The following is a 25511-nucleotide window of genomic DNA, read 5'->3' as shown; positions in this document are numbered from 1 at the left end:
GTGCGGGGTCTCCGGGGCGTGCGGGGTCTCCCGCGTGAGGGTTCCGTCCTCAAACGCCGGACGGGCTGGAGTTGCCGCCGGACGGGCTGGGATTGCCCCCGGGCGGGCTGGGGTTGCCGCCCCCGCTGGAGTTGCCGCCCCCGGACGGGCTGGAAGCGCCGCTGCCCCCCGAGCGGCGGCGTAGTTCGCCCAGTACGCCGAAAGCTGCTGCGCACATCGGGACGGCGAGCAGCATGCCCATCAGGCCGGCCACGCTCGCGCCCGCTGTCAGGGCGATCATGATCATCGCGGGGTGCATCTGCACCGTACGGCTCTGGATCACCGGCTGGAGCACATGGCCCTCCAGCACCTGGACCGCGAGCACCACTCCCAGCGCCCACAGTGCGATCACGAAGCCCCGGTCCGCCAGGGCGACCAGGACGGCGACGGCGCCGGAGAGGAAGGCGCCGAGGTACGGGATGTAGGCGCCGACGAAGACCAGCGCGCCCAGCCCCACCGCCCCCGGCACGTCCAGGATCAGCAGGCCCACCGTGATGCACACCGCGTCGATCAGCGCGATGAACGTGGTGCCGCGCATGAAGCCCTCGACGGCCTCGAACGCCCGGCGCCCCATCGCCTCCACCAGTTCGCCGGTGCCGCGCGGGGCCACCGCGTGCGCGAGGTCCACCGCCCGGTCGGAGTCGCGCAGGAAGAAGAAGGTCAGCAGCAGCGCCAGGACACTGGTCGCCACCAGCGTGCCGACCAGGCTGATCCCGCTGAGCAGGCCCCCCGCGGCGCTCGCGCCGAACTTCTCGACCAGATTCCTGGCGTTCTCGGCGAGGCTGTCGACGTCGGTGTTGCCGCCGATGTCGAGGTGGTCGATGACCCACTGCCCCGCGTCCTTCAGGGAGCGGACGATCTGGTCGCCGGAGTCGACGAGGGCGGTGACCACGATGTACCCGGCACCGCCCACGACCGCGACGAGCGCAGCGCAGGTCAGCCCGGCGGCCAGCGACCGGTTGAGGCGGCGGGCGATGAGCCAGCGGTGTACGGGGCCGAGCAGGGCGGTGCCGAGGAGGGCGAGCAGCACCGGGGTGACCGCCGTCTTGAGGGCGACGACCAGCCAGATGCCGACGGCGGCGACCCCCACGACCAGCAGGACGACGCCGCACCAGGCGGCCGTGCGGCGGGCGCCGTCGGGCAGGAGGGGCTTGGAAGCGGGCACCCTCCCACCCGATCACGGCGCGCGCCGACAGGCCCGCCCACCGCCACCGTACGGGTGACGAGGCGTCAGTCCCGCCCACCGTCACCGCACGAGTGACGGGTCGTCACCTGGCCTGAACGGCGGCAGGCGTCACATGCCGTGGACCGCCGGGACCGTGCCGAGGCGGCCGGCCTGGAAGTCCTCGAAGGCCTGCTTCAGCTCGGCCTGACTGTTCATCACGAACGGCCCGTAGTGCGCCATCGGCTCCCGGATCGGGCGGCCGCCCAGGAGGACGATCTCCAGGTCCGGGGTGTTCCCGTCCTGCCGCTCGTCCGCGCGGACGGTCAGCGAGCCGCCGCTGCCGAACACCGCGGTCTGCCCGAGGCGGATGGGCCGGCGCTCCTGGCCGACCGTGCCGCGCCCGGCCAGGACGTACGCGAGGCCGTTGAAGTCCTCGCGCCAGGGCAGGGTCACCTCGGCGCCGGGCCGGACGGTGGCGTGGATCATCGTGATCGGGGTGTGGGTGATGCCGGGACCCTGATGCCCGTCGAGTTCACCGGCGATGACCCGGAGCAGCGCGCCGCCGTCCGGAGAGGTCAGCAGCTGCACCTCGCCGCCGCGGATGTCCTGGTAGCGCGGGTTCATCATCTTGTCGGCCTTGGGCAGGTTCACCCAGAGCTGGAGCCCGTGGAAGAGCCCGCCGGACAGGACGAGCGACTCCGGCGGCGCCTCGATGTGCAGGAGCCCCGACCCGGCGGTCATCCACTGGGTGTCGCCGTTCTCGATGGTGCCGCCGCCACCGTTGGAGTCCTGGTGGATGAAGGTGCCGTCGATCAGGTACGTGACCGTCTCGAAGCCGCGGTGCGGGTGCCAGGGCGTGCCCTTCGGCTCGCCCGCGGCGTACTCCACCTCACCCATCTGGTCCATCATGATGAACGGGTCGAGGTGCTGGTAGTTGATCCCCGCGAACGCGCGGCGGACGGGGAAGCCCTCGCCCTCGAATCCGGTCGGCGCCGTGGTGACGGCGAGCACGGGGCGGGCCACGGCGTCACCCGAAGCGGCCACCTTGGGCAGGGTCAGCGGGTTGTCGACGGTCACTGCGGGCATGGGAGCCACCTCCGGGCGAGTCTTCTGGAACGAATTTAGTTGAATGGTGAACATCCTGCAAGGCGTGCCGCATTCCCGCCCCGCCGACGAGGGCGCGAAAGCACTGCTCCCGACAGCGCGAGGGCCCGCGCCCGAAGCGGCGCAGGCCCTCACCCGTACAAGAAAACCGCAGGTCAGCCACCCACGGACCCGGAACCCCTACCCGTACATACGCCGCATCGCGAAGTCGACCATCTGCTCCACGGCCTTGGCGTCGAAGACCATCCGGTGATCGCCCTCCATGTCCAGGACGAAGCCGTATCCCGTGGGGAGCAGGTCGATCACCTCGGCGCCGGTGATCACGAAGTACTTGGACTCCTTGCCCGCGTAGAGCCGCAGCTCCTTGAGCGTGGTGAACATCGGGATCACGGGCTGCTGCGTGTTGTGCAGAGCCAGGAAGCCGGGGTTGTCGCCGCGCGGGCAGTAGACCTTCGACGTGGCGAAGATCTGCTGGAAGTCCTCGGCGGAGAGGGAGCCGGTGGTGAAGGCCCGTACCGCGTCGGCCAGGGAGGGCGGGGAGGGCTCGGGATACAGCGGCTGCTCGCCGTAGCCGCCGCCCATCTGCCCCATCTGACCCATCTGCTGCTGAGCACCAGGGTTCTGGTCGTAGCCGTACATGCTGCAAAGAGTAATCGGACACATCTACGGCTTGAGGGGTTGCGCCTTATTACTGACGGGTAGCATCATCGTAGAGGTCAGCTGATACACCCGCGTCTGCCTGTACCGAATGCCTGCCTGTCGCCCGACCCGCATCACTCCCCGGGGCGCTGTGCGCCACTGCTATTGATTACGGAGCCTTCCCATGGGGCACTACAAGTCGAATCTCCGCGACATCGAGTTCAACCTCTTCGAGGTGCTCGGGCGCGACAAGCTGTACGGCACCGGTCCGTTCGCGGAGATGGACGTCGACACCGCGAAGAGCATCCTGGAGGAGATCGCCCGCCTCGCGGAGAACGAGCTCGCCGACTCCTTCGCCGACGCCGACCGCAACCCGCCGGTCTTCGACCCGGAGACCAACACCGCGCCGGTCCCGGAGAGCTTCAAGAAGTCGTACCAGTCCTTCATGGACTCCGAATACTGGCGGCTGGGCCTGCCCGAGGAGATCGGCGGCACCACCTCCCCCCGCTCCCTGATCTGGGGCTACGCGGAGCTGCTGCTCGGCTCCAACCCGGCCGTGTGGATGTACTCCTCCGGTCCCGCCTTCGCGGGCATCCTCTTCGAGGAGGGCACCGAGGAGCAGAAGAAGGTCGCGGAGATCGCCGTCGAGAAGCAGTGGGGCTCCACGATGGTGCTGACCGAGCCGGACGCCGGCTCGGACGTCGGCGCCGGGCGGACGAAGGCCGTGCAGCAGGAGGACGGCTCCTGGCACATCGAGGGTGTGAAGCGCTTCATCACCTCGGGCGAGCACGACATGTCCGAGAACATCCTCCACTACGTGCTGGCCCGCCCCGAGGGCGCCGGCCCCGGCACGAAGGGGCTCTCGCTCTTCCTGGTCCCGAAGTACCACTTCGACTGGACCACCGGTGAGCTGGGCGAGCGCAACGGTGTGTACGCGACGAACGTCGAGCACAAGATGGGCCTCAAGGCCTCCAACACCTGCGAGATGACCTTCGGCGACCGCCACCCCGCCAAGGGCTGGCTGATCGGCGACAAGCACGACGGCATCCGCCAGATGTTCCGCATCATCGAGTTCGCCCGCATGATGGTCGGCACGAAGGCCATCGCCACTCTCTCCACGGGCTACCTGAACGCGCTGGAGTACGCCAAGGAGCGCGTCCAGGGCACGGACCTGTCGCAGTTCATGGACAAGACGGCGCCCAAGGTCACCATCACGCACCACCCCGACGTGCGCCGCTCGCTCATGACGCAGAAGGCGTACGCCGAGGGCATGCGCTCCCTCGTGCTGTACACGGCCACCGTCCAAGACGCGATCCAGGAGAAGGAGGCCGCGGGCGAGGACGCCAAGGCGCTCAACGGCCTCAACGACCTGCTGCTCCCGATCGTGAAGGGGTACGGCTCCGAGAAGTCCTACGAGCAGCTGGCGCAGTCGCTCCAGACGTTCGGCGGCTCGGGCTACCTCCAGGAGTACCCGGTCGAGCAGTACATCCGCGACGCCAAGATCGACACCCTCTACGAGGGCACGACGGCGATCCAGGGCCAGGACTTCTTCTTCCGGAAGATCGTCCGCGACCAGGGTGCCGCGCTCAACACGCTCTCCGAGGAGATCAAGAAGTTCCTCGCGGGCGCCCAGGGCAACGAGGAGCTGGCCCCCGCGCTGGACTCGCTCGCCAAGGCGGCCGTGGACCTGGAGGCGATCGTCGGCACGATGATCACCGACCTCACCGCGACCGGCGAGGACGTCAAGAACATCTACAAGGTGGGCCTCAACACGACCCGCCTGCTGATGGCCTCCGGCGATGTCGTCGTCGGCTACCTGCTCCTCAAGGGCGCGACCGTGGCCGCCGAGAAGCTGCCGACCGCCTCCGCCAAGGACGTGGCCTTCTACCAGGGCAAGATCGCCGCCGCGAAGTTCTTCGCCGCGAACATCCTCCCGGGCGTCTCGACCGAGCGCGCGCTCGCCGAGAACGTCGACAACTCCCTGATGGAGCTGGACGAGGCCTCCTTCTAAGGAATCGCTCGTCTGTTTCGTCAATACGCGCCGCCATCCGGAATTCGTTCGGGTGGCGGCGCTGTCGTATCAGCTGGGTACGCAAGGCCGCTGAGACCACAATCCATCCATGGGAGAGACCATGGCAGCCGAGGAACTGCCCGATCACTCGCTGTACCGCCAGCCGGACGGATCAAGCCGGCCGGTCCCACCACCGGCCGGCTACACAGTGGAGGACTTCTTCACACTCGACCTCCCGCCGCACACCGAGCTGATCGACGGGAGCCCGGTCCTCGTCAGTCCGCAGCGGAAGTTCCACACGCTGGCCATGTATCTGCTGGAGCAGGGGCTGCGACAGCACGTCCCGAACGGCCTCCGCGTGCGTCGTGAGATGGCGGTCGTGCTCAGCAAGCGCAACGCCCCGGAGCCCGACCTCCTCGTGGTGACCGCCGCGGCGGACGGCGACCAGCGCACCACCCGCTACCAGGCCGCCGACGTCCTCCTCGCCGTAGAAGTCGTCTCCCCCGAATCCGAGGACCGCGACCGGGGCACCAAGCCGCACAAGTACGCGGCGGCGGGCATCAAGCACTTCTGGCTCGTCGAGATGACCGGCGAGAGGGACCGCCCCATGGTCATCACCTACGAACTGGACCCGGTCAACAAGACGTACGTCTCCACCGGCGTCCACCACGACCGCCTCAAGCTCTCCGCCCCGTACGACATCGACATCGACCTGACCGCGATCGACGAGCTGTAGCCCCGGGCAGCGCCCAGCCGGTCACCGGATAGCGGACGCGGGTCCCTCGATACAGTGAAGACCATGATTTCTCGCCACCGGTTCGACCGTGCGCACACCGATGATCTGATGTCCTTCCTGGCGGCGAGCCCGTCCCCGTACCACGCCGTGGCCAACGCGGCCGCCCGGCTGGAGGTGGCCGGATTCCGCCGGGTCGAGGAGACCGCCGCCTGGGACGCGAGCGCCGGCGGGAAGTATGTCCTGCGCGGCGGGGCGATCATCGCCTGGTACGTGCCGGAGGGCGCGGCCGCGCACACCCCGTTCCGGATCGTCGGCGCGCACACCGACTCCCCGAACCTGCGGGTGAAGCCGCTGCCCGACACCGGCTCCCACGGCTGGCGGCAGATCGCCGTCGAGATCTACGGCGGCACGCTGCTGAACACCTGGCTGGACCGGGACCTGGGCCTCGCCGGCCGGATCTCGCTGCGGGACGGGACGGACCGGCTGGTCAACATCGACCGGGCGCTGCTGCGGGTGCCCCAGCTGGCCGTGCACCTGGACCGGTCGGCCAACACCGACGGCCTGAAGCTGGACCGGCAGCGCCATATGCAGCCGATCTGGGGGCTCGGCGAGGTGGCCGAGGGCGACCTGATCCGGTTCGTCGCCGAGGAGGCGGGTGTCGACGCTGAGGACATCACCGGCTGGGACCTCATGCCGCACGCCATCGAACCGCCGTCCTACCTGGGCCGCGACCGCGAGCTGGTCGCCGGGCCGCGCATGGACAACCTCCTCTCCGTGCACGCCGCGACCGCCGCCCTGGCCGCCGTCGCCGGAGAGCCGGACGAGGAGCTGCCGTACATCCCCGTACTGGCCGCCTTCGACCACGAGGAGAACGGCTCCCAGTCCGACACCGGGGCCGACGGGCCGCTGCTCGGCACGGTCCTGGAGCGCTCGGTCTTCGCCCGGGGCGGTACGTACGAGGACCGCGCCCGCGCCTTCGCCGGGACGGTCTGCCTCTCCTCCGACACCGGCCACGCCGTGCACCCCAACTACGCCGAGCGGCACGACCCGACGCACCACCCGGTCGCCAACGGGGGCCCGATCCTCAAGGTCAACGTCAACATGCGGTACGCCACCGACGGCAGCGGCCGCGCGGTGTTCGCCGCCGCCTGCGAGAAGGCGGGCGTGCCGTGGCAGACGTTCGTCTCCAACAACTCCATGCCCTGCGGCACGACGATCGGCCCGATCACCGCCGCCCGGCACGGCGTCCGGACCGTGGACATCGGCGTCGCGATCCTCTCCATGCACAGCGCGCGCGAACTGTGCGGCGCGGATGACCCGTATCTGCTGGCCAACGCGCTCACGGCGTTCCTGACGGACTGACACCCGGGTTCAACGGCCGCCTCGCACATGGTTGTTGCCGGGCCGGGTACCCGACCCGTACACCGGTCCGGATTCACCGGATCGTCGAGGAGGCGGGATTCATGGGACTCGGAGGATGCATTCTCCTGATCGGTGGTGGCGCGATTCTGGCGTTTGCCACCGACTGGAAGGTGGACACCGTCAATGTCGACCTGGTCGGCTGGATCATGATGCTCGTCGGCCTCGTCGGGGTCTTCGTCTACATGAGCATCGCGCGCCGTCGGCGCATGATCATGCCGCCCACCACCACGGTCGTCCAGGACGACGAGCAGCGCTACCACTGACCGGGGCGGGCAAGGCCGAGCCTTGCCCGCCCGGCGGTGTCCTCGCCCGCCCGGCCGGCGGCACGCGGCCTCAGTCCTGCTCGTCCATGCCTGCCAGCACCAGCGGCAGCCGGGGCGTTCCCTCCGCACTCACGCGGACGGGGACGCCCCAGTCCTGTTGGTGGACGTGGCAGGCCGGGTACTCGTTGGCCGGGTCGTCGTCGCAGGACGCCGCCATCGCGGAGACGTGCAGCACGCCCTCGGTCACCCCGTCCGCGAGGACCAGGTCGCGCCCGAGGTCCGTGCCCGCGCCGGACCCCTCGGCCAGCAGCTCGGGCGGGGTGGCGGAGACCAGCAGCCGGGTGGAGGGCCCGTAGCGGGTGTCCAGCTTCTGGCCCGCCGGTGCCTGGAAGACCACGTCGAGGCGGAGGGTGCCCGGGGCGATCTCGGTGGCGGCGCGCTGGGTGCGGTGCGCCTGCTCGGCGACGCGTACGGCCTCCTCGGGCAGCCGGAGGCGGGTGAGGCGGTGGCGGGCCGACTCGACGACGACCAGGTCACCGTCGACCAGCACCGCGTCGCTGGGTTCGCGTACGTCGGTGGCGAGCGTGGTGACCTCGTCGGAGGCCGGGTCGTAGCGGCGCAGGGCGTGGTTGTACGTGTCCGAGATGGCCACGGACCCGTCGGGCAGCGCGGTCACGCCGATCGGGTGCTGGAGGAGCGCCTGGGCGGCCGCCCCGTCACGGTGGCCGAAGTCGAAGAGGCCGGTGCCGACGGCGGTGTGCACGTGCTCGTCCCGGTCGACCCAGCGCAGGGCGGAGGTCTCGGAGTCGGCGACCCAGAGCCGCTCGCCGTCGGCGGAGACCGCGAGCCCGGACGGCTGGGCGAACCAGGCCTCGGCGGCCGGTCCGTCGACCAGGCCCTCGTTGGTGGTCCCGGCGGCGACCTGTACGGTCCCGGCCTCGGGGTCGTATGTCCACAGCTGGTGCACGCCCGCCATGGCGATCCAGAGCCGGTCGCCGAACCAGGCCAGGTCCCACGGCGAGGAGAGGTCGACCTCGCGGGCCGGGCCGCCGGTCGCCGTCCCCTGCCACCACTGGCGGCCGGTCCCGGCGAGGGTGACGGTCACCCCGGTCGTGAGGTCCAGGGCGCGGATCGCGTGGTTGACGGTGTCCGCGACGGCGATGCGGCCGTCCGGCAGCACGGCGAGCCCCTGCGGCTCACTGAACCGGGCCTCCTCCGGACCGCCGTCGTGCAGCCCGCGCTCGCCCGTGCCGAAGTGGCGCCGTACGGTCTCGCCGTCCGCGTCCAACTCGACCAGGCGGTGGCGGGTGGTGTCGGAGACGAGGAAGCCGCCGTCGGGCAGGAGCAGCGCCTTGCCCGGGAAGCGCAGATGCGTGGCGACGGGCTCGGGCGCCACGTACGGGCCGTCGCCCCGGCGGAGCGTGCCCTTGGCGCCGTGCTCGGCCTCCAGCTCCTCGACCAGCTTCTCGATGGCGTGCGCGTGGCCCTCGCCCGCGTGCTGGGCGACGACATAGCCCTCGGGGTCGATGACGACGAGCGTCGGCCAGGCCCGTACGGCGTACTGCTTCCAGGTGGCCAGCTCGGGGTCGTCGAGGACCGGGTGGTGGACCTCGTACCTCTCGACGGCGTCGACGACGGCCTGGTGCTCGGCCTCGTGGACGAACTTCGGCGAGTGGACCCCGATGATCACCACGGTGTCGCGGTGCTTCTCCTCCAGCTCCCGCAGCTCATCCAGGACATGCAGACAGTTCACACAGCAGAAGGTCCAGAAATCGAGGATGACGATGCGTCCTCGCAGTTCGGAGAGGGTGTACTGCCGGTCGCCTGTATTGAGCCAGCCGCCCTTGCCGATGAGTTCGGGGGCGCGGACGCGTGCACGTGTTGCCATGCCACAAGTCAACACCGCCCCCGGCCGGACGCATTCCGCCGGGGGCCGTTCCGGGTCGACGGCGGTGAGCTCCGTGGACCGTCGTCCTCGGTGTGGTGAACCCCGGGGCCGGGGGCGGCGTAGTCGAAGGGTGGACCCCATCTTCTCCCGGAACGAGGCCCCACGTGAGATCACGCTCCACCTCTCCCGCGCACCTTGCACGTCTTCCCCGGCTCCCGCACCGGCGGACCGCCGCGTTGGGCGCCGTGATCGCCTCCGGCGCGCTGGCGCTCGGTATGGCCACCGCACCCATGGCAGCGGCAGCGCCGGCTCCACCCACAGCCGCGCCGGCCGGGCACCGCACCGTCCCGTTCCCTTACGTCGCGCTGGGCGACTCCTACGCCTCCGCGCCCGGGGTTCCCGAGCAGATCGACGCCGCGTGCGCCCGGTCGAACAGCAACTACCCGCATCTCGTGGCGGCGAAGAAGGGCGCCCGGCTGACCGATGTCACGTGTTCCGGGGCGACCACGGCCGACCTGTCCCTGGCCAAGGGAACAACGCCCGCGCAGTACGACGCCCTCTCCCGCGCCACCGCCCTCGTGACCGTGACCGTGGGCGGCAACGACATCGGTTTCTCCTCCGTGCTCGGGCGCTGTGCGGCCCTGGGCGCCGACGCTCCAGCGGCCGCCCCCTGCCGCGACCAGCTCACCGAGGGCGGCACCGACCAGGTCGAGCAGAGCATCGCGGCGACCGGTCCGAAGGTTTCCCGGGTACTTGCCGAGATCCACCGCCGCTCTCCCCGCGCCAAGGTCCTGCTGGTCGGCTACCCCTCGCTCTTCCCCGACGACGGGGTCGGCTGCACGAGCCCGGCCGTCCCCTTCGCCATGGGCGACTTCCCCTACCTGCGGGACAAGACGAAGTCCCTCAACTCCATGCTCGCCCACCGGGCGAGGCTCGGCGGGGCCACGTACGTCGACACGTACAGGCCGACCGTCGGCCACGACATGTGCCGTCCGGCCGGGGAGCGGTGGATCGAGACGCTCGCCCCCGCGACCCCGGCCGCGCCCGCCCACCCCAACGCACAGGGCGAGCAGGCCATGGCGGCGGCCGTGAACCGGGCCCTGGCCTGGTGCCCGGTGTTCCGCACCGCCTGATCGCACGCGGCGACCGGCACGCCCCGGCCCGTCCACCCGCAGCGCTGCGGGTGGACGGGCGACCCCGACCCGGCGAACGACCCGCCCGCCTCCCCGCATTGCACCGGCGCCCGGGGGAACCTGGAGGACATGAGACTTCTCGTACGTGAGCGCCTGTTCGCCATCGGTGACGACTACTGGATCGAGGACACCGAGGGCCGCAAGGTCTTCCTGGTCGACGGCAAGGCCATGCGGCTGCGCGACACCTTCGAGCTGAAGGACGCCGACGGCCGCGTGCTGGTGGAGCTGCGGCAGAAGCTGATCAGCCTGCGCGACACGATGCTCATCGAGCGCGGCGGCGAGGAGCTGGCCAAGGTCAAGCGCAAGCGGCTCTCGCTGCTCCGCAACCACTACCGGGTGACCCTGCTGGACGGTACGGAGATCGACGTCAGCGGCAAGATCCTGGACCGCGAGTTCGCCATCGAGTACGAGGGTGAGCTGCTGGCCCAGATCTCGCGGCGCTGGCTGACGATCCGGGACACGTACGGCATCGACGTGGTCCGGGAAGACGCGGACACCGCGCTGCTCGTCGCCGTGGCGATGTGCGTGATCGTGCTGGCGGACAAGGAGAACGAAGACTGATCGCCTTGCCGGGCACGGAAGTTCGTTGTTTCACGTGAAACAGGGCGTTTCACGTGAAACAACGAAAGGCGCTCAGATGCTCGGCGGCGCGAGCCCCAGGCGGCGGTCCTTCAGGGCCGGGAACTGCTCCCGGGTCGCGGCCACCTTTGCCGGGTCGAACTCCACGGTCAGGACCTCCTCGCCCGCCCCGGCCTCGGCGAGCACCTCGCCCCAGGGGTCGACGACGATGCTGTGCCCGGCCTGCGGGACATCGGCGTGGGTCCCCGCCGTGCCGAGGGCGAGGACGTACGCCTGGTTCTCGACGGCACGGGCCTGTGCGAGGAGCGTCCAGTGGGCGCGGCGGCGCTCGGGCCACCCCGCCGACACGACGAGCGTCTCGGCGCCCGCGTCGACCAGGGCGCGGAACTGCTCGGGGAAGCGGAGGTCGTAGCAGGTGGCCAGGCCGAGCGTGGTCTGCGGCAGGGCGACGGTCACCAGTTCGTCGCCCGCGCCCATCATCACCGCCTCGCCCTTGTCGAAGCCGAAGCGGTGGATCTTGCGGTAGGCCGCCGAGGGCTCGCCGTCCGGGGAGAAGACCAGCGCGGTGTTGTAGAGGGTGCCGTCCGGTGCGCGCTCCACGAACGAGCCCGCGTGCAGCCAGACCCCGGCCTCGGCGGCCGCCTTCGCCATCACCTCGTGCGTGGGGCCCTGGAGCGGCTCGGCCTCCTGCTCGAAGACGGTGTAGGCGAACGCCCCGACCGGCCAGAGCTCGGGAAGGACCACCAGGTCCGCGCCGCGCTGGGCGACCACCAGGGAGGCGGCCCGCTCGCGGCGGGCCTCGACGGATTCGTCCGGGTCTACTGCGATCTGGATGAGGGAGGCGCGCACACTACCACCGTCCTGGCATTCGAGCCGTCAACACGGGCCTACGATCGTCACACGAAAGCACTGCCGGGGTGCCTGCTCGCAGCGTAACTTAGGCGACTGAACCTCCCACGCAGCAAGCAGACAGCAGCCCGCAGACAGCGTCGTCCGTGCCGGCCCGCCCGCCGGCACTCCCTGCTCTCCAGCCCATGCACCGAAGAACCGCCGAGGGGTCCCGTGACCGTCCATCCCAGCCTCCAGACCTACGCCGACTCCGCGACTCACTCCATCGAAGCGATAGCCGACCTGGTCAAGCCACTCGCGGAGGGGGAGTGGAACCGCCGCACACCGTGCCCCGGATGGTCGGTGCGGGACATCGTGTCGCACGTCATCGGCATGGAGTGCGAGATGCTCGGCGACCCGCGGCCCATCCACACGCTGCCGCGCGACCTGTACCACGTACAGAGCGACTTCGCCCGGTACATGGAGATGCAGGTCGACGTCCGGCGCCACCACACCGCGCCCGAGATGACGTCCGAGCTGGAGTACGTCCTCATCCGCCGCGCCCGCCAGCTGCGCAACGAGTCCCGCTCCCCCGACGCCACGGTCCGCGCGCCGCTGGGCGCCGAGCAGACCCTCGAAGTGGCGCTCAACATGCGGGCCTTCGACGTCTGGGTGCATGAGCAGGACCTGCGGACGACGCTCGGTCAGCCGGGCAACCTGGACTCCCCCGGCGCGCACATCACCCGGGACGTGCTGCTCGCCGCGCTGCCGAAGGTGGTCGCCAAGGACGCGGGCGCGCCGGCCAACTCGGCGGTGGTGCTGGACGTGCACGGTCCGGTGGAGTTCCTGCGGACGGTACGGGTCGACGCGGAGGGCCGCGGTTCGATAGACGGTTCGCCCTCGCTGGGCCCGGCCGTGACGCTCTCGATGGACTGGGAGACGTACGTACGCCTCGCCTGCGGCCGGGTCCGTCCGGCGGCGGTGGCCGACCGGATCAAGGCCGAGGGCGACCAGGAGCTGGCCACGGCGATCCTGGACCACTTCGCCGTCACCCCGTAGCTCCCGGCGGCGCCCGCCCCGGAGTTGACGGGTGGGCGGGCGCGCCGCCGGGCACGACGTACCGCAGAGGCCTACGCCGGTACGTGCACGGCCTCCACCCGGCTCACCACATGGTGGTCGCGTTCCCTGAGCGCCGCACGACGGCGCAGCCGCAGGATCTGGGCGACGCCGAGCGCCTCCAGGACGAAGACCGAGGCGAAGGCGGCGCGGTAGTTGCCGCCTGTGGCGTCCAGCAGCACCCCGACGGCGAACAGCGTCGTCATGGAGGCGATGAACCCCCCCATGTTGACGATCCCCGACGCGGTGCCCTGACGCTCCGGCGGATTGGCGGGCCGGGCGAAGTCGAAGCCGACCATCGAGGCGGGGCCGCAGGCGCCCAGCACCACGCACAGGACGGTCAGCAGCCACACCGGCGTGTGAGCGGCCGGATACAAGATCGCGCACGCCCAGAGGAGGGCGGTCGTCGCGACCGTACCCAGCGCGATGGGGGCCCGCGCCCCGTGGTGCCGGGCGATGATCTGCCCGTAGACGAGCCCCACCACCATGTTGGAGAGCACCACCAGGGTCAGCAGCGTGCCCGCCGTCCCCCGGCTGAGCCCCTGCGCCTCGACGAGGAACGGCATCCCCCAGAGCAGCAGGAACACCATCGCCGGGAACTGGGTGGTGAAGTGCACCCACATCCCGAGCCGCGTCCCCGGCTCCCGCCAGGCGGCGGCGATCTGCTTGCGTACGTAGGCGGCACCCGCGTGCTCGGCGGGCGGCGGCTCGTGGCCGTCGGGGTGGTCCTTGAGGAACAGCAGGAGCGGGACGAGCACGACGACCCCCGCCAGCGAGCTGCCGACGAAGGTCGTCGTCCAGCCGAAGCTGTGCAGGGCCCGCGCGATGAAGAGGGTCGAGACGAGGTTGCCCGCCATCCCGAACAGCGCGGCGACCTGGCCGATCAGCGGCCCTCGCCGGGCGGGGAACCAGCGGCTGCCGAGCCGCAGCACGCTGATGAACGTCATCGCGTCACCGCAGCCGAGCAGGGCGCGTGCGGCCAGCGCCATGCCGTACGAGGGGGAGAGCGCGAACCCGAGCTGACCGACCGTGAAGAGGACGGCCCCGATGGTGAGGACCCGCTTGGTGCCGAGCCGGTCGACCATCAGCCCCACGGGTATCTGCATGCCCGCGTAGACGAGGAGCTGGAGGATGGAGAAGGTGGAGAGGGCCGAGGCGTTGACGTCGAACCGGTCGGCGGCGTCGAGACCGGCCACACCCAGGCTCGTACGGAAGATGATCGCGACGAAGTAGACCGCGACGCCGATCCCCCAGACCCAGGCGGCACGTCGGCCCCCGGGTGGATCGCCGGGCAGCGGGAGCGGGGGGGCGGCGGCCGAACTCACCGGTCCTCACCCCGGACCAGCACCCGCACGCGGCTGACATGGCGCCGCACGACCTGCGCGGCCTCCTCGGCGTTCCCGCCCCGGATCGCCTCCAGCAGCTCGCTGTGCTCGGTGATGTTGGCCTCGATCCTGCCCGGATGCGCCTCCATCACCGCGACGCCCATCCGCAACTGGCGGTCGCGCAGCTGGTCGTAGAGGCGCGAGAGGATGTCGTTGCCCGCGTTCTTGACGATCTCGGCATGGAAACAGCGGTCCTTGACGGCCACCTCCGCCAGATCCCCGACCTCCGCGAGCTGCCGCTGCTCCTCCAGGAGCTGTTCGAGCCGCGCGATCAACCGGGGTGACGCGGGAACGGCTTTACGCGCCGCGAACTCCTCCACCAGCAGCCGGGTCTCCACCACGTCCTTGATCTCCTGCGCGGAGACGGCCAGCACGAGGGCGCCCTTCTTCGGGTAGAGCTTGATCAGCCCTTCGACCTCCAGCCGCAGCAACGCCTCCCTCACCGGCGTACGCGACACCCCTACCGCATCCGCGAGCCCACCTTCGGTGAGCAGCGTGCCGCCCTCGTAGCGACGGTCGAGAACCGCCTCCTTGATGTGCGCGTAGACGCGCTCGGCGGCGGGCGGCTGCTTGGGGGAAGTGGTCGTCGGCTGTACGGGGGCGGGGGCTGCGGCAGGCATGCGCACAGCATAGATACAACATGCACGCATCGAGGAGGGGCGTCCGGATTCTGGAATCCAGGGAAGGCCGCACGACATCCGACGATTCACGCTTCCCTGAATTCACGATGAGCTGTACCGTCGTCCTCATGCTGACTGTCGCTTCCGACATCGAGGTGCTCGCACGGTTCGGCCGCGCGCTCGCCGACCCGATCCGCTGCCGCCTGCTGCTCGCACTCCGCGAGGCCCCGGCCTACCCTTCCGACCTCGCCGACGCCCTGGGCATCTCGCGCCCCCGGCTCTCCAACCACCTCGCCTGCCTGCGCGACTGCGGCCTGGTCGTCACCGTGCCGGACGGCCGGCGAACGCGCTACGAGCTGGCCGACGAACGCCTGGGCACCGCCCTGGACAGCCTGCGCACGGCCGTGGTGGCCGTGGAGACCGACCGCACCTGCGCGGACGCCGACACGGAAGGGTGCTGCTGAGCGATGACCGCGCTCTCCCTGGGGCCCTCCCCGGCCCGCCGTGACACGCTGGCCCGCCGGATACGGCTGCTGGTCGTGGCGACCATCGCGTACAACCTCATCGAGGCGGTCGTCGCCCTCACCGCCGGAACGATCGCCTCCTCCAGCGCACTGGTCGGCTTCGGCCTGGACTCCGTCATCGAGGTCTCCTCGGCCACCGCCGTCGCCTGGCAGTTCTCCGCCCGCGACCACGCGGTGCGCGAGGCCCGGGAGAAGACCGCCCTGCGGATCATCGCCCTCTCCTTCTTCGCGCTAGCCGCGTACGTCTCCGTCGACGCCGTCCGGGCACTCGTGGGCGACGGCGAGGCCGACCGATCCCTCACCGGCATCGTGATCGCGGCGCTCTCCCTGGCGGTCATGCCGTTCCTGTCGGCCGCGCAGCGCCGGGCCGGCCGCGAACTCGGCTCCGCCTCCGCCGTCGCGGACTCGAAGCAGACCCTGCTCTGCACGTACCTCTCCGCCGTCCTCCTCGTCGGCCTCCTCCTCAACGCCACGCTCGGCTGGTCCTGGGCGGACCCGGTCGCCGCCCTCGTCATCGCCGTCATCGCGGTCAAGGAGGGCCGGGACGCCTGGCAGGGCAAGGGCTGCTGCGCGCCGTCGGCCCCCGTGGCGGCCGACACCGCTCCGGCGGGTGCCCCGGCGGACGCGTGCGGCTGCCGGCCCGGTTGTACGTGCTGCGCCCCGGCGGAGACCGGCGGGCGCTGACCGGGCATCAGGCCGGCATTCCGACCCGGCCGGCTCACGGTCAGGCCGACCGGGCTCAAGGTCAAGTCTGCGCAAATTCACCCGTTCGGGAACGCATCCATTCACCCGCCCCAGGAGTCTCACCACCGAGCGGCACCCTTATGTGGCCGCATATCAGGGGCATTTGGAGCGTTCAGTTGAAATTCGGGATCAAGCGCATAAATCGCGTCACCATCACGAGCACGGTGGCCCTCACCGCGGGTGCGGTGCTCGCGAGCGGTGCCTTCGCTTCGACGGCCCAGGCCGCCACGGCGCCGCCGGTTCCGACGATCGTCGCCAAGGGCGGCTTCGTGATGAACAACGGCACCGGCAAGGCGCTCTACACCAAGACCGCGGACACCCGCCGCTCCACCGGTTCCACCACGAAGATCATGACCGCCCTCGTGGTGTTGCAGCAGAAGAACGTGAACCTCAAGACCAAGGTCACGATCCAGAAGGCGTACAGCGACTACATCGTCTCGAAGAACGCCTCGTCCGCCCGGCTCATCGTCGGCGACAAGGTGACGGTCGGCCAGCTGCTCTACGGCCTGATGCTCCCGTCCGGCTGCGACGCGGCGTACGCCCTGGCGGACAAGTTCGGCTCCGGCAAGACCCGTGACGCCCGCGTCAAGTCGTTCATCGGCAAGATGAACTCCACGGCGAAGACGCTGAAGCTGAAGAACACCAAGTTCGACTCGTTCGACGGCATCGGGGGCGGGAACAACTACTCGACTCCCCGGGACCTGACGATCATCGCCAGCCAGGCGATGAAGAACCCCACGTTCCGCACGATCGTCAAGACGAAGTCGACCACGCAGAAGGTCACCACGAAGAGTGGCGGCTACCGCAACATGGCGTGGACCAACACCAACAAGATGCTCAGCAGCTACAGCGGGGCGATCGGCGTGAAGACGGGCTCGGGCCCGACCGCCAAGTACTGCCTGGTCTTCGCCGCGACGCGCAACGGCAAGACGGTCATCGGCACGGTCCTCACGTCCACCAACGAGACGACCCGCACGGCCGACGCGAAGAAGCTCATGGACTACGGCTTCAAGAAGTAACCGGCCCGCGCGTACGGAAAGGGGCCCGGCCCGCACACACCGTGCGGGCCGGGCCCCTTCGTCGTACGTACGGCCCTACGGGTGCTGCGGCCGGCGCAGGTCGGCCGTGAAGGCATCCCACGCGGCGGGCGCGACGGTGAGCAGGGGGCCGCCGGGACGCTTGGAGTCGCGGACGGCGACGGTGGTGGGGATGTTGCGGGCGACCTCGACGCAGTCGTGTTCCTTGGTGCTGTGGCTGGACTTGGTGAACTGGAACGTTCTCATTCACTCATCCCTTTGGCGATGCTCTGCATGAGCTGTACCGAATCGTGTGGCGACAGGCTCGAGGTCACCAGGCTGTTGAACATCCCGACGAAGACCGCACTCCGCTCCGCATCCTCGATCCAGATCTCGGAGCGGGACGCGTCCATGTGGACCACGTCCACAGCCTTGTCCTCGCTGAACGACAGGATATTGAACGGGCCGCCGACGCCGCTGTGTCCACCTGCCCGGAACGGCAGCACCTGGATGTGGATGTTGGGGAGCTCCGACAGCTCGCACAGGTGGTTGAGCTGGCGCCGCATGACGTCAGGCCCTCCGATGAGCTGCCGCAAGGCGGCCTCCCAGATGACGGCATGCATCAGCAGCGGGTTGTCGCCGTGCAGTCTTCGCTGGCGCCGCGCCCGAGCCTCGACCACGGCTTCGAGCTGGTCGATGTCGTCCCAGGGCAGATCCGCCACGCCCATCGCCCTGATGTACTCGGCCGTCTGGAACAACCCCGGAATCAGGGCCACCTGCCACTGCCTGTTGCGCAGGGCGCCGTCCTCCATCGCGATGTAGTCCACGCCGCCTGGCACGAGGCCGTTGTCCCACCAGCCCTTTACCTTCCGGCGCTCACGGTCCGTCTTCGCGATGTCCAACAGCCCTGCGACAACCTGGTCGTCCGTCACTCCGTACAGCTGGCACAAGGCCCGGATGTCCGGATCGCGGATCGGAACCCACCCGCTCTCCATCTTCACCACCTTGGTCGCCGTCGCGCTCAGGTACTCGGCGGCCTGCTGCTGCGTCATGCCTGCTCCGATCCGCAGGCGTTGCAGCTCGCCACCGAGGCGTCGCCCAAGCACGGTGGACGTCCGATTGCCACGTGCAGCGGCTCCGGAACTGCGCATCTCGTCCTCCCGATGATCGCGCCCAGTGTGCCAGCAAGCGCACCGACAACGCCCCCATTCGCTCGTTCGGGGAATATATTCCCCAAACTGCTTGAGCACGAGAGCTTTCTGTCACTACGGTCGGCACTCTGCTGACCACCCCACCCCACCCGGAGGCAAGCGACCATGACCGCAGCCCAAGAGCTCTCCGCCCCCGCCCCCGAGCCCGTCCTCCGGGAGGACCGGGTCGACTACACGCCCACCGCTCGCAGCGTGTCCCTCAGCCGGCATCGGGCCGCTCGGCTCGTCCTTCAGTGGGGGCAGCCGGGGATGGCCGGGGACGCGGCGCTGCTCGTCAGCGAGCTGGCCACCAACGCCCTGCTGCACGGGGCCATCCGGGGGCGGCTCTTCCGGGTCCACCTCACGCTCACCGAGTCCGTCCTCCGGATCACCGTCAGCGATCCGCGCGGGGAGCGGTTGCCCTGCCTCCAGCGGCCCGGCGCCGACGACTGCTACGGGCGCGGGCTCCTGATCGTCGCTCAGCTCGCCGACCACTGGGGCGTGGAGCCGCGCACCGTCGGCAAGTCGGTGTTCGCCGAGCTGTCCGTACGGTGATGCCCGGACATGCCGGTGGGCCCGTACGCAGAGCTGCGTACGGGCCCACCGACCGAGCGACCTACGCCCAGGTGATCAGGCGCTTCGGCTGTTCCAGGATCGCCGCCACATCGGCCAGCACCTTGGAGCCCAGCTCGCCGTCGACCAGGCGGTGGTCGAACGACAGGGCCAGCGTGGTGACCTGACGCGGCTTCACCTTGCCCTTGTGCACCCAGGGCTGGAGCTTGATCGCGCCGACGGCCAGGATCGCGGACTCGCCCGGGTTCAGGATCGGGGTGCCCGTGTCGACGCCGAAGACGCCGACGTTGGTGATCGTCACCGTGCCGCCCGCCATCGCCGCCGGGGACGTCTTGCCGTCCCTCGCCGTGGTGACCAGCTCGCCCAGGGCCGCCGCGAGCTGCGGCAGCGTCTTCTCGTGCGCGTCCTTGATGTTCGGCACGATCAGACCGCGCGGGGTGGCCGCCGCGATGCCCAGGTTGACGTAGTGCTTCTGCACGATCTCCTGGTTGGCCTCGTCCCAGGCCGCGTTGACCTCGGGGTTCCGCTTGATCGCGACCAGGAGGGCCTTGGCGATGATCAGGAGCGGGTTGACCCGCACCCCCGCCATCTCCTTGTCCTCCTTCAGCTCCGCCACCAGCTTCATCGTGCGCGTCACGTCGACCGTCACGAACTCGGTGACGTGCGGGGCGGTGAACGCGCTGCCCACCATCGCCTGCGCGATCGCCTTGCGGACCCCCTTGACCGGGATACGGGTCTCCCTCGCGGAGGCCGTGGCGTCCACGACCTCCACGGCAGCCGCCACCGGCTCAACGGTCTCAGGCGCCACAGCCGCGACCGCAGCCGCGTGCACGTCCTCGCGGGTGATGATGCCGTCCTTGCCGGTCGGCACCACCGTCGCCAGGTCGATCCCCAGGTCCTTCGCCAGCTTCCGTACCGGCGGCTTCGCCAGCGGGCGGCCGACCGGAGCCTCAGGAGCGGCGGGAGCGACAGGCGCAGCGGGCGCCGGCGCTCCGTGTCCGTTCAGCTCCGCCTGTACCGCCGCCGCGACCGCAGCCGCCTCCGGAGCAGCCGCCCCCTTGCGCGGGCGGCGCTTGGTGGAGGACTCCGCGACCCCGTAACCGACCAGGACCGGCGTACGGCCCTTCGGCTCGTCGGCGGCGGGAGCGGGAGCCTCCACCGGCTCCTGCACCGGAGCCGGAACCGGAGCCTCCTCACCGCTCCCCGGCGCCACATCCACCGTGATGATCACCTGGCCGACATCGACCGTCGTACCTTCGGAGAACCGCAGCTCGTGCACCACGCCGTCGAACGGGATCGGCAGCTCCACCGCCGCCTTCGCCGTCTCGACCTCGCACACGACCTGGCCGTCGGTGACCGTGTCGCCGGGCTGGACGAACCACTTGAGGATCTCGGCCTCGGTGAGCCCCTCGCCCACGTCGGGCATCTTGAACTCGCGGAAGCGAGCGGACGTCTGTGTCATCGTCGTCACGACTCCTGTCCCTCAGTACGCAAGCGAGCGGTCGACGGCGTCGAGTACCCGGTCCAGGCCGGGCAGGTACTCGTCCTCCAGCCGGGCCGGCGGGTAGGGCACGTGGTAGCCGCCGACCCTGAGCACCGGCGCTTCGAGGTGGTAGAAGCTGCGCTCGGTGATGCGGGCGGCGATCTCCGCGCCGGAGCCGTAGAAGACGGGCGCCTCGTGGACGACGACGAGCCGGCCGGTCTTCTCGACCGAGGTCTGGATGGCGTCGAAGTCGATGGGGGACATGGAGCGCAGGTCCAGGACCTCGACCGACTTGCCCTCCTCCTGGGCGGCCGCGGCCGCTTCCAGGCAGACCTTGACCATCGGACCGTACGCGACGAGCGTCAGGTCGCTGCCCTCGCGGACGGTGACGGCCTTGTGGAGCGGGCCGGGGATGGACTCGGTGTCGACCTCGCCCTTGTCCCAGTAGCGCCGCTTGGGCTCGAAGAAGATGATCGGGTCATCGCTCTGGACGGCCTGCTGCATCATCCAGTAGGCGTCGCTCGCGTTGGACGGCGAGACCACCTTCAGGCCCGCGACGTGCGCGAAGAGCGCCTCGGGGGACTCGCTGTGGTGCTCCACCGCGCCGATGCCGCCGCCGTACGGGATACGGACGACGACCGGGAGCTTGATCTTGCCGAGCGCGCGGGCGTGCATCTTCGCGAGCTGCGTGACGATCTGGTCGTACGCGGGGAAGACGAAGCCGTCGAACTGGATCTCCACGATCGGGCGGTAGCCGCGCAGGGCCAGGCCGATCGCGGTGCCGACGATGCCGGACTCGGCGAGCGGGGTGTCGATCACCCGGTCCTCGCCGAAGTCCTTCTGGAGACCGTCGGTGATCCGGAAGACGCCGCCGAGCTTTCCGACGTCCTCGCCCATGATGAGGACCTTGGGGTCGGTGTCGAGGGCCAGACGCAGCGACTCGTTGAGCGCTTTCGCGATGGACATCTTTTCCACGGCCATGGCTACTTGCCCTCCTCGGCGGAGTCTGCGAACGATGCCTGGTAGGCGGAGAACTGGGCGCGCTCCTCGTCGACGAGGGAGTTGCCGTCGGCGTAGCCGTGCTCGAACAGGGAGAGCGGCTCCGGGTCGGGCATCGCCCGTACGACCTCGCGTACGCGCTTGCCGAGGGTCTCGCTCTCCGTCTCCAGCCCGGTGAAGAACGCCTCGTCGGCGAGCTTCTCCTTCTCCAGGTACGTGCGCAGGCGCAGGATCGGGTCCTTCGCCTCCCAGGCGGCCCGCTCGTCGTCGGCCCGGTACTTCGTCGGGTCGTCGGAGGTGGTGTGGGCGCCCATGCGGTACGTGAACGCCTCGACCAGGGTGGGGCCTTCGCCTCGGCGGGCGCGCTCCAGCGCGGAGCGGGTGACGGCCAGGCAGGCGAGGACGTCGTTGCCGTCGACCCGGACGCCGGGGAAGCCGTAACCCTGCGCGCGCTGGTAGAGCGGCACGCGGGTCTGGCGCTCGGTGGGCTCGGAGATGGCCCACTGGTTGTTCTGGCAGAAGAACACGACCGGGGCGTTGTAGACGGCGGAGAAGGTGAACGACTCCGCGACATCGCCCTGGCTGGAGGCACCGTCACCGAAGTACGCGATCACGGCCGAGTCCGCGCCGTCCTTGGCGACGCCCATGGCGTAGCCGGTGGCGTGCAGGGTCTGCGAGCCGATGACGATCGTGTACAGGTGGAAGTTGTTGGTCGTCGGGTCCCAGCCACCGTGGTTGACCCCGCGGAACATGCCCAGCAGGTTGGTGGGGTCGACCCCGCGACACCAGGCCACCCCGTGTTCCCGGTAGGTCGGGAAGACGTAGTCGTCGTCGCGCAGCGCCCGGCCGCTGCCGATCTGCGCGGCCTCCTGGCCCAGCAGCGAGGCCCACAGGCCCAGCTCCCCTTGCCTCTGGAGGGCGGTCGCCTCGGCGTCGAAGCGGCGGGTGAGGACCATGTCCCGGTACAGGCCGCGCAGCTCGTCGGCGCTCAGGTCGATGCTGTAGTCCGGGTGTTCCACCCGCTCGCCCTCGGGCGTCAGCAGCTGCACGAGCTGGGGCTCGGAACTCTGCGGCTTCTTCGCGGCGCTGGTCCGCTTACTGGCGCGTCGCGGTTTACGCGCGGCGGCAGTGCTCTCCACGGTCACGTGCGTGCTCCTCCGTCGGTCCGGCCCCCGGGGTCTGCCGGGAAACCAGTGCGGCTCGCCTGTGTCCGGACCCGTGCACGGGGTGGGTGCTTCTCGGCCGGGATACAGGCGTGACAGGTGCCCCGGCGAGCGCCCTGTCATAGGCACGTTACCCAGTGCATCGCATAACTGCGAAACCCTATCTGACCTGCGTTTTTGCTTGGATTTCCAAGTAAATCGAAAAAATCACGAAGCTCTGCTGGTCACAGCACTGGTAACAGCCTTGCAGGCCGCCGGAACAACGGCACGTTATCCCGCGGATCAGCGGCTGGGAAGAGCGGAGGAGAGGCGAGTGTGTGAGACTGCGACCGTGCGCGAAGATGGAAAAATCACCGTATTTCTGCTGGACGATCACGAGGTCGTCCGGCGTGGCGTCCATGAGCTGCTGGCCTCCGAACCCGACATCGAGGTGGTCGGCGAGGCGGGTACGGCCGCCGACGCCCTGGTCAGGATCCCGGCGACGCGTCCCGATGTGGCGGTTCTCGACGTCCGGCTGCCCGACGGCAGCGGGGTGGAGGTGTGCCGGGAGGTCCGTTCGCTGGACGAGAACATCAAATGCCTGATGCTCACCTCGTACGCCGATGACGAGGCACTTTTCGACGCCATCATGGCCGGTGCGTCGGGTTATGTGCTGAAAGCGATCCGGGGCGATGAACTGCTCAATGCCGTACGGGACGTCGCCGCCGGAAAATCCCTGCTGGACCCCGTCGCGACCGCCCGGGTGCTGGAGCGGCTGCGCGACGGCGGCACCGCCAAGGGCGACGAGCGGCTCGCCAACCTCACCGAGCAGGAGCGCAAGATCCTGGATCTGATCGGGGAGGGGCTGACCAACCGGGTCATCGGGGAGCGGCTGCACCTCGCCGAGAAGACGATCAAGAATTACGTCTCCAGCCTGCTGTCCAAGCTGGGCATGGAGCGCCGCTCGCAGGCGGCCGCGTACGTCGCACGGCTCCAGGCCGAGCGCCGCTGACGCCCGGGGGCCTAGGGCCTGTCGTCAAACTGCCGTCGTCGCCCGAAGGGCGGCCGCGCGGCGTCTGGTGCGTGCGATCGCAAGGCGCCGGAATGGCCTCGTAGCGGAGCTACTTGGCCATTTCGGCAACGCCGCGAGCGTGCGTGCCAGGCGTCGCACGGCAGACGGCAGTTTGACGACAGGCCCTAGGGACTTTGGTCCCGGGCCGCCCGGGGCCGGGGACTCTTACCCGGCCCCTACGCGTGCCGGAGAGTGGACCGTATGCCCTCCGACGAAACCCCCGCGCCCACGGCGATGGAGCTGCTCCGCCGGGTCCCGTACGGCCGTCTCGCCACCAGCATGCGCGCCCTGCCGTTCCTGGCGGTGGCCCGGCACATCGTGAGCGACGGCCGCATCCTGCTGCGGATGCACAGCGGCTTCGGCTACCACGAGGCGTGCGACGGGAGCGTCGTCGCCTACGGGGCGGACAACTACAACGCGGCCTCCTCGGGCGACGGCGGGGACCTGTGGTCGGTGCAGTTCACCGGGCCCGCCGAGATCGTCCATCCCTGCCCCGAGCAGGCGGAACTCTTCGGTACCGCCCCCGTCCTCGCCAACGGTGAGCCCTTCGCTCCGGCCTACCTCCGGGTCGACCCGCACTTCGTCACGAAGCACACTCTTGACTTCAGCGCAAGTCAGCTTGTCCGCCACGCAGCGTGATCTACCATTTGGTAAGTGCCGCGCTCATATGTAACCCGCCCACCAGTTCCTCCGGTCGGCGAGGTGCTGCGCCGCTACCCGGAGGTGGGAGAACCGCTCGCCTGCGAGCCGATCACCAAGGGCCTGCTGAACCACGGATACCGCGTCTCCACCACCCGCGGCTCCTACTTCCTCAAGCACCACCTCGACAAGAAGCACATCGACGACGCCACCGGTGAACGCGCCACGATCGTGCGCCAGCACCGCGCCACCCAGCGCCTGGCCTCCCTCGGTGTGCCCGTCGTCCCGCCGCTGACCGACGCGGAGGGCACCACGGTCACCGTCATCGGCGACCGCTGCTACGCCCTGCACCCCTGGGTCGACGGACTGCACCGGGTCGGATCCCAGCTCACCCCCCACCAGTCCCGGCGTCTCGGGACGCTCCTCGGAGCCGTACACACCGCTCTTGAGCAGGTCATGCCGACGGACGGTGAACCCGAGCCCGCGGTGGGGCCGTTACCCGCCGGGTACGGCAGCCCGCACGCCGCCGACACCTTCGCGCTGATCGACGAACTGCTCGCCGTGGCGCGGGGGCAGCGGCCCCGGGACACCCCGCGCGACGCCTTCGACGAGCTGGCCGTGCACCGGCTCGTGGAGCGCCGGGTGCTGCTGGAGCGCCATGCGCACCGCCGGCCGCCGACGCCGGACGGGCCCGCGACCGGGTGGGTGCACGGGGACTTCCATCCGCTCAACCTGCTCTACCGGGGCGCCGATCCGGTCGCGATCGTGGACTGGGACCGGCTGGGGGTGCAGCCGCGCGCCGAGGAGGCGGTCCGGGCTGCCGCCATCTTCTTCGTGCAGCCGGGCGGGGAGCTGGACCTGGCGAAGGTACGGGCGTACGCGCGCGCCTACCGGCGTGCGGCGGGGGCGGGGGCCGCCGAACTGGCCGCCGCCGTGCACCGGGTGTGGTGGGAGCGGCTCAACGACTTCTGGATACTCCGCTGGCGCTACCGCCTGGACGACCGAAGGGCCGACCCGCAGTTCCCTGCGGTGTCGGCCCTGGCGGTCTGGTGGACCCGTGAGTACGAGGCGGTCTGCGCGGCCTTCACGGAGTGAGACGGGCGGCCGAGAGGTCACGCGTGCGGCTGGAGGGTCACGCGTG

Annotated in this window: 26 protein-coding genes; 14 read left to right on the top strand and 12 right to left on the bottom strand. The window is 70.1% G+C overall.

Annotation, left to right across the window (positions count from 1 at the left end):
* Window positions 1-49: 49 nt before the first annotated feature.
* From GTY67_RS17095 to GTY67_RS17085, 3 genes are all read right to left on the bottom strand, one after another.
* Window positions 50-1204 carry an AI-2E family transporter gene (locus GTY67_RS17095; RefSeq protein WP_093687597.1) on the bottom strand — a complete coding sequence of 385 codons (1155 nt, stop codon included), beginning with the start codon at window positions 1202-1204 and terminating at the stop codon, window positions 50-52.
* A gap of 129 nt (window positions 1205-1333) precedes the next feature.
* Entirely contained in the window at window positions 1334-2290 is a 957-nt protein-coding gene (locus tag GTY67_RS17090; protein ID WP_161279236.1) for a pirin family protein, read from the bottom strand.
* A gap of 198 nt (window positions 2291-2488) precedes the next feature.
* Complete coding sequence (locus GTY67_RS17085; protein ID WP_015609740.1) at window positions 2489-2947, bottom strand: SseB family protein; 459 nt, start codon at window positions 2945-2947, stop codon at window positions 2489-2491.
* Window positions 2948-3131: 184 nt separating this feature from the next.
* Between GTY67_RS17085 and GTY67_RS17080 the strand changes: the two genes are divergently transcribed.
* The 4 genes from GTY67_RS17080 to GTY67_RS17065 all read left to right on the top strand — a co-directional run bounded on the left by GTY67_RS17080 (window position 3132) and on the right by GTY67_RS17065 (window position 7379).
* Window positions 3132-4958: an acyl-CoA dehydrogenase gene (locus GTY67_RS17080; RefSeq protein WP_093687593.1), complete on the top strand. Its 1827-nt coding sequence runs from the start codon at window positions 3132-3134 to the stop codon at window positions 4956-4958.
* Between the two features lie 109 nt (window positions 4959-5067).
* On the top strand, window positions 5068-5694 hold the full coding sequence (locus GTY67_RS17075) for a Uma2 family endonuclease (RefSeq protein WP_161279235.1): 627 nt from the start codon (window positions 5068-5070) through the stop codon (window positions 5692-5694).
* A gap of 63 nt (window positions 5695-5757) precedes the next feature.
* Window positions 5758-7056, top strand: coding sequence for a M18 family aminopeptidase (locus tag GTY67_RS17070; RefSeq protein ID WP_161279234.1), 1299 nt, complete (start codon window positions 5758-5760; stop codon window positions 7054-7056).
* 101 nt (window positions 7057-7157) lie between these two features.
* Complete coding sequence (locus GTY67_RS17065; protein ID WP_093687583.1) at window positions 7158-7379, top strand: DUF6458 family protein; 222 nt, start codon at window positions 7158-7160, stop codon at window positions 7377-7379.
* 70 nt (window positions 7380-7449) lie between these two features.
* Here the strand turns inward: GTY67_RS17065 and GTY67_RS17060 are convergent, their stop codons facing one another.
* Window positions 7450-9267 (bottom strand): NHL domain-containing thioredoxin family protein, encoded by a 1818-nt coding sequence (locus tag GTY67_RS17060; protein ID WP_161279233.1) that lies wholly within the window; start codon window positions 9265-9267, stop codon window positions 7450-7452.
* Between the two features lie 236 nt (window positions 9268-9503).
* Between GTY67_RS17060 and GTY67_RS17055 the strand changes: the two genes are divergently transcribed.
* A complete protein-coding gene (locus GTY67_RS17055; protein ID WP_237502637.1) occupies window positions 9504-10400 on the top strand; it encodes an SGNH/GDSL hydrolase family protein in 897 nt (298 codons plus the stop codon).
* A 129-nt stretch (window positions 10401-10529) separates the two neighbouring features.
* Entirely contained in the window at window positions 10530-11021 is a 492-nt protein-coding gene (locus GTY67_RS17050; protein WP_093687579.1) for an LURP-one-related family protein, read from the top strand.
* Between the two features lie 72 nt (window positions 11022-11093).
* Here GTY67_RS17050 and GTY67_RS17045 read toward each other — a convergent pair whose 3' ends face one another.
* Window positions 11094-11888: a carbon-nitrogen family hydrolase gene (locus GTY67_RS17045; RefSeq protein WP_161279232.1), complete on the bottom strand. Its 795-nt coding sequence runs from the start codon at window positions 11886-11888 to the stop codon at window positions 11094-11096.
* Between the two features lie 213 nt (window positions 11889-12101).
* Here GTY67_RS17045 and GTY67_RS17040 point away from each other — a divergent pair, with 213 nt between their 5' ends.
* The gene (locus tag GTY67_RS17040; RefSeq protein ID WP_161279231.1) at window positions 12102-12926 is read left to right on the top strand and encodes a maleylpyruvate isomerase family mycothiol-dependent enzyme; all 825 of its coding nucleotides are present in this window, start codon (window positions 12102-12104) and stop codon (window positions 12924-12926) included.
* 71 nt (window positions 12927-12997) lie between these two features.
* Here GTY67_RS17040 and GTY67_RS17035 read toward each other — a convergent pair whose 3' ends face one another.
* Window positions 12998-14308 (bottom strand): MFS transporter, encoded by a 1311-nt coding sequence (locus GTY67_RS17035; RefSeq protein WP_161279230.1) that lies wholly within the window; start codon window positions 14306-14308, stop codon window positions 12998-13000.
* Window positions 14305-14988, bottom strand: a complete 684-nt coding sequence (locus GTY67_RS17030; protein WP_161279229.1) for a GntR family transcriptional regulator — start codon at window positions 14986-14988, stop codon at window positions 14305-14307. The genes GTY67_RS17035 and GTY67_RS17030 overlap by 4 nt, the downstream gene beginning before the upstream one ends.
* A 128-nt stretch (window positions 14989-15116) precedes the next feature.
* On the opposite strand from GTY67_RS17030, the gene GTY67_RS17025 reads away from it, so the two are divergent.
* From GTY67_RS17025 to GTY67_RS17015, 3 genes are all read left to right on the top strand, one after another.
* Window positions 15117-15452 (top strand): metalloregulator ArsR/SmtB family transcription factor, encoded by a 336-nt coding sequence (locus tag GTY67_RS17025; RefSeq protein WP_093687715.1) that lies wholly within the window; start codon window positions 15117-15119, stop codon window positions 15450-15452.
* A 3-nt stretch (window positions 15453-15455) separates the two neighbouring features.
* A complete protein-coding gene (locus GTY67_RS17020; RefSeq protein ID WP_161279228.1) occupies window positions 15456-16196 on the top strand; it encodes a cation transporter in 741 nt (246 codons plus the stop codon).
* A 176-nt stretch (window positions 16197-16372) separates the two neighbouring features.
* Window positions 16373-17275 (top strand): D-alanyl-D-alanine carboxypeptidase, encoded by a 903-nt coding sequence (locus tag GTY67_RS17015; protein ID WP_093687567.1) that lies wholly within the window; start codon window positions 16373-16375, stop codon window positions 17273-17275.
* A 75-nt stretch (window positions 17276-17350) separates the two neighbouring features.
* Here the strand turns inward: GTY67_RS17015 and GTY67_RS17010 are convergent, their stop codons facing one another.
* Window positions 17351-17539: a DUF397 domain-containing protein gene (locus GTY67_RS17010; RefSeq protein WP_161279227.1), complete on the bottom strand. Its 189-nt coding sequence runs from the start codon at window positions 17537-17539 to the stop codon at window positions 17351-17353.
* The gene (locus GTY67_RS17005) at window positions 17536-18423 is read right to left on the bottom strand and encodes a helix-turn-helix transcriptional regulator (protein ID WP_093687563.1); all 888 of its coding nucleotides are present in this window, start codon (window positions 18421-18423) and stop codon (window positions 17536-17538) included. Before GTY67_RS17005 ends, GTY67_RS17010 begins: the two co-directional genes overlap by 4 nt.
* A 165-nt stretch (window positions 18424-18588) precedes the next feature.
* Between GTY67_RS17005 and GTY67_RS17000 the strand changes: the two genes are divergently transcribed.
* Window positions 18589-19017, top strand: coding sequence for an ATP-binding protein (locus tag GTY67_RS17000; protein WP_093687561.1), 429 nt, complete (start codon window positions 18589-18591; stop codon window positions 19015-19017).
* Between the two features lie 61 nt (window positions 19018-19078).
* Here the strand turns inward: GTY67_RS17000 and GTY67_RS16995 are convergent, their stop codons facing one another.
* The 3 genes from GTY67_RS16995 to pdhA are packed head-to-tail and all read right to left on the bottom strand — an operon-like array spanning window position 19079 to window position 22662.
* Window positions 19079-20506 (bottom strand): dihydrolipoamide acetyltransferase family protein, encoded by a 1428-nt coding sequence (locus GTY67_RS16995; protein WP_161279226.1) that lies wholly within the window; start codon window positions 20504-20506, stop codon window positions 19079-19081.
* A 12-nt stretch (window positions 20507-20518) separates the two neighbouring features.
* The gene (locus GTY67_RS16990; RefSeq protein ID WP_030563182.1) at window positions 20519-21499 is read right to left on the bottom strand and encodes an alpha-ketoacid dehydrogenase subunit beta; all 981 of its coding nucleotides are present in this window, start codon (window positions 21497-21499) and stop codon (window positions 20519-20521) included.
* Between the two features lie 2 nt (window positions 21500-21501).
* Entirely contained in the window at window positions 21502-22662 is a 1161-nt protein-coding gene (gene pdhA, locus GTY67_RS16985; protein WP_093687555.1) for a pyruvate dehydrogenase (acetyl-transferring) E1 component subunit alpha, read from the bottom strand.
* A 349-nt stretch (window positions 22663-23011) separates the two neighbouring features.
* Between pdhA and GTY67_RS16980 the strand changes: the two genes are divergently transcribed.
* The 3 genes from GTY67_RS16980 (at window position 23012) to GTY67_RS16970 (ending at window position 25465) form a co-directional block, all read left to right on the top strand.
* Complete coding sequence (locus GTY67_RS16980) at window positions 23012-23671, top strand: response regulator transcription factor (protein WP_093687553.1); 660 nt, start codon at window positions 23012-23014, stop codon at window positions 23669-23671.
* 261 nt (window positions 23672-23932) lie between these two features.
* Window positions 23933-24370, top strand: coding sequence for a pyridoxamine 5'-phosphate oxidase family protein (locus tag GTY67_RS16975; RefSeq protein ID WP_161279225.1), 438 nt, complete (start codon window positions 23933-23935; stop codon window positions 24368-24370).
* 63 nt (window positions 24371-24433) lie between these two features.
* A complete protein-coding gene (locus tag GTY67_RS16970; protein ID WP_093687549.1) occupies window positions 24434-25465 on the top strand; it encodes a phosphotransferase in 1032 nt (343 codons plus the stop codon).
* Window positions 25466-25511: the final 46 nt, after the last annotated feature.

Source organism: Streptomyces sp. SID8374 (assembly GCF_009865135.1).
Lineage (GTDB): Bacteria > Actinomycetota > Actinomycetes > Streptomycetales > Streptomycetaceae > Streptomyces.
The sequence above is the reverse complement of the archived record's forward strand: the minus strand, read 5'-3'. Positions and strand labels throughout refer to the sequence as shown.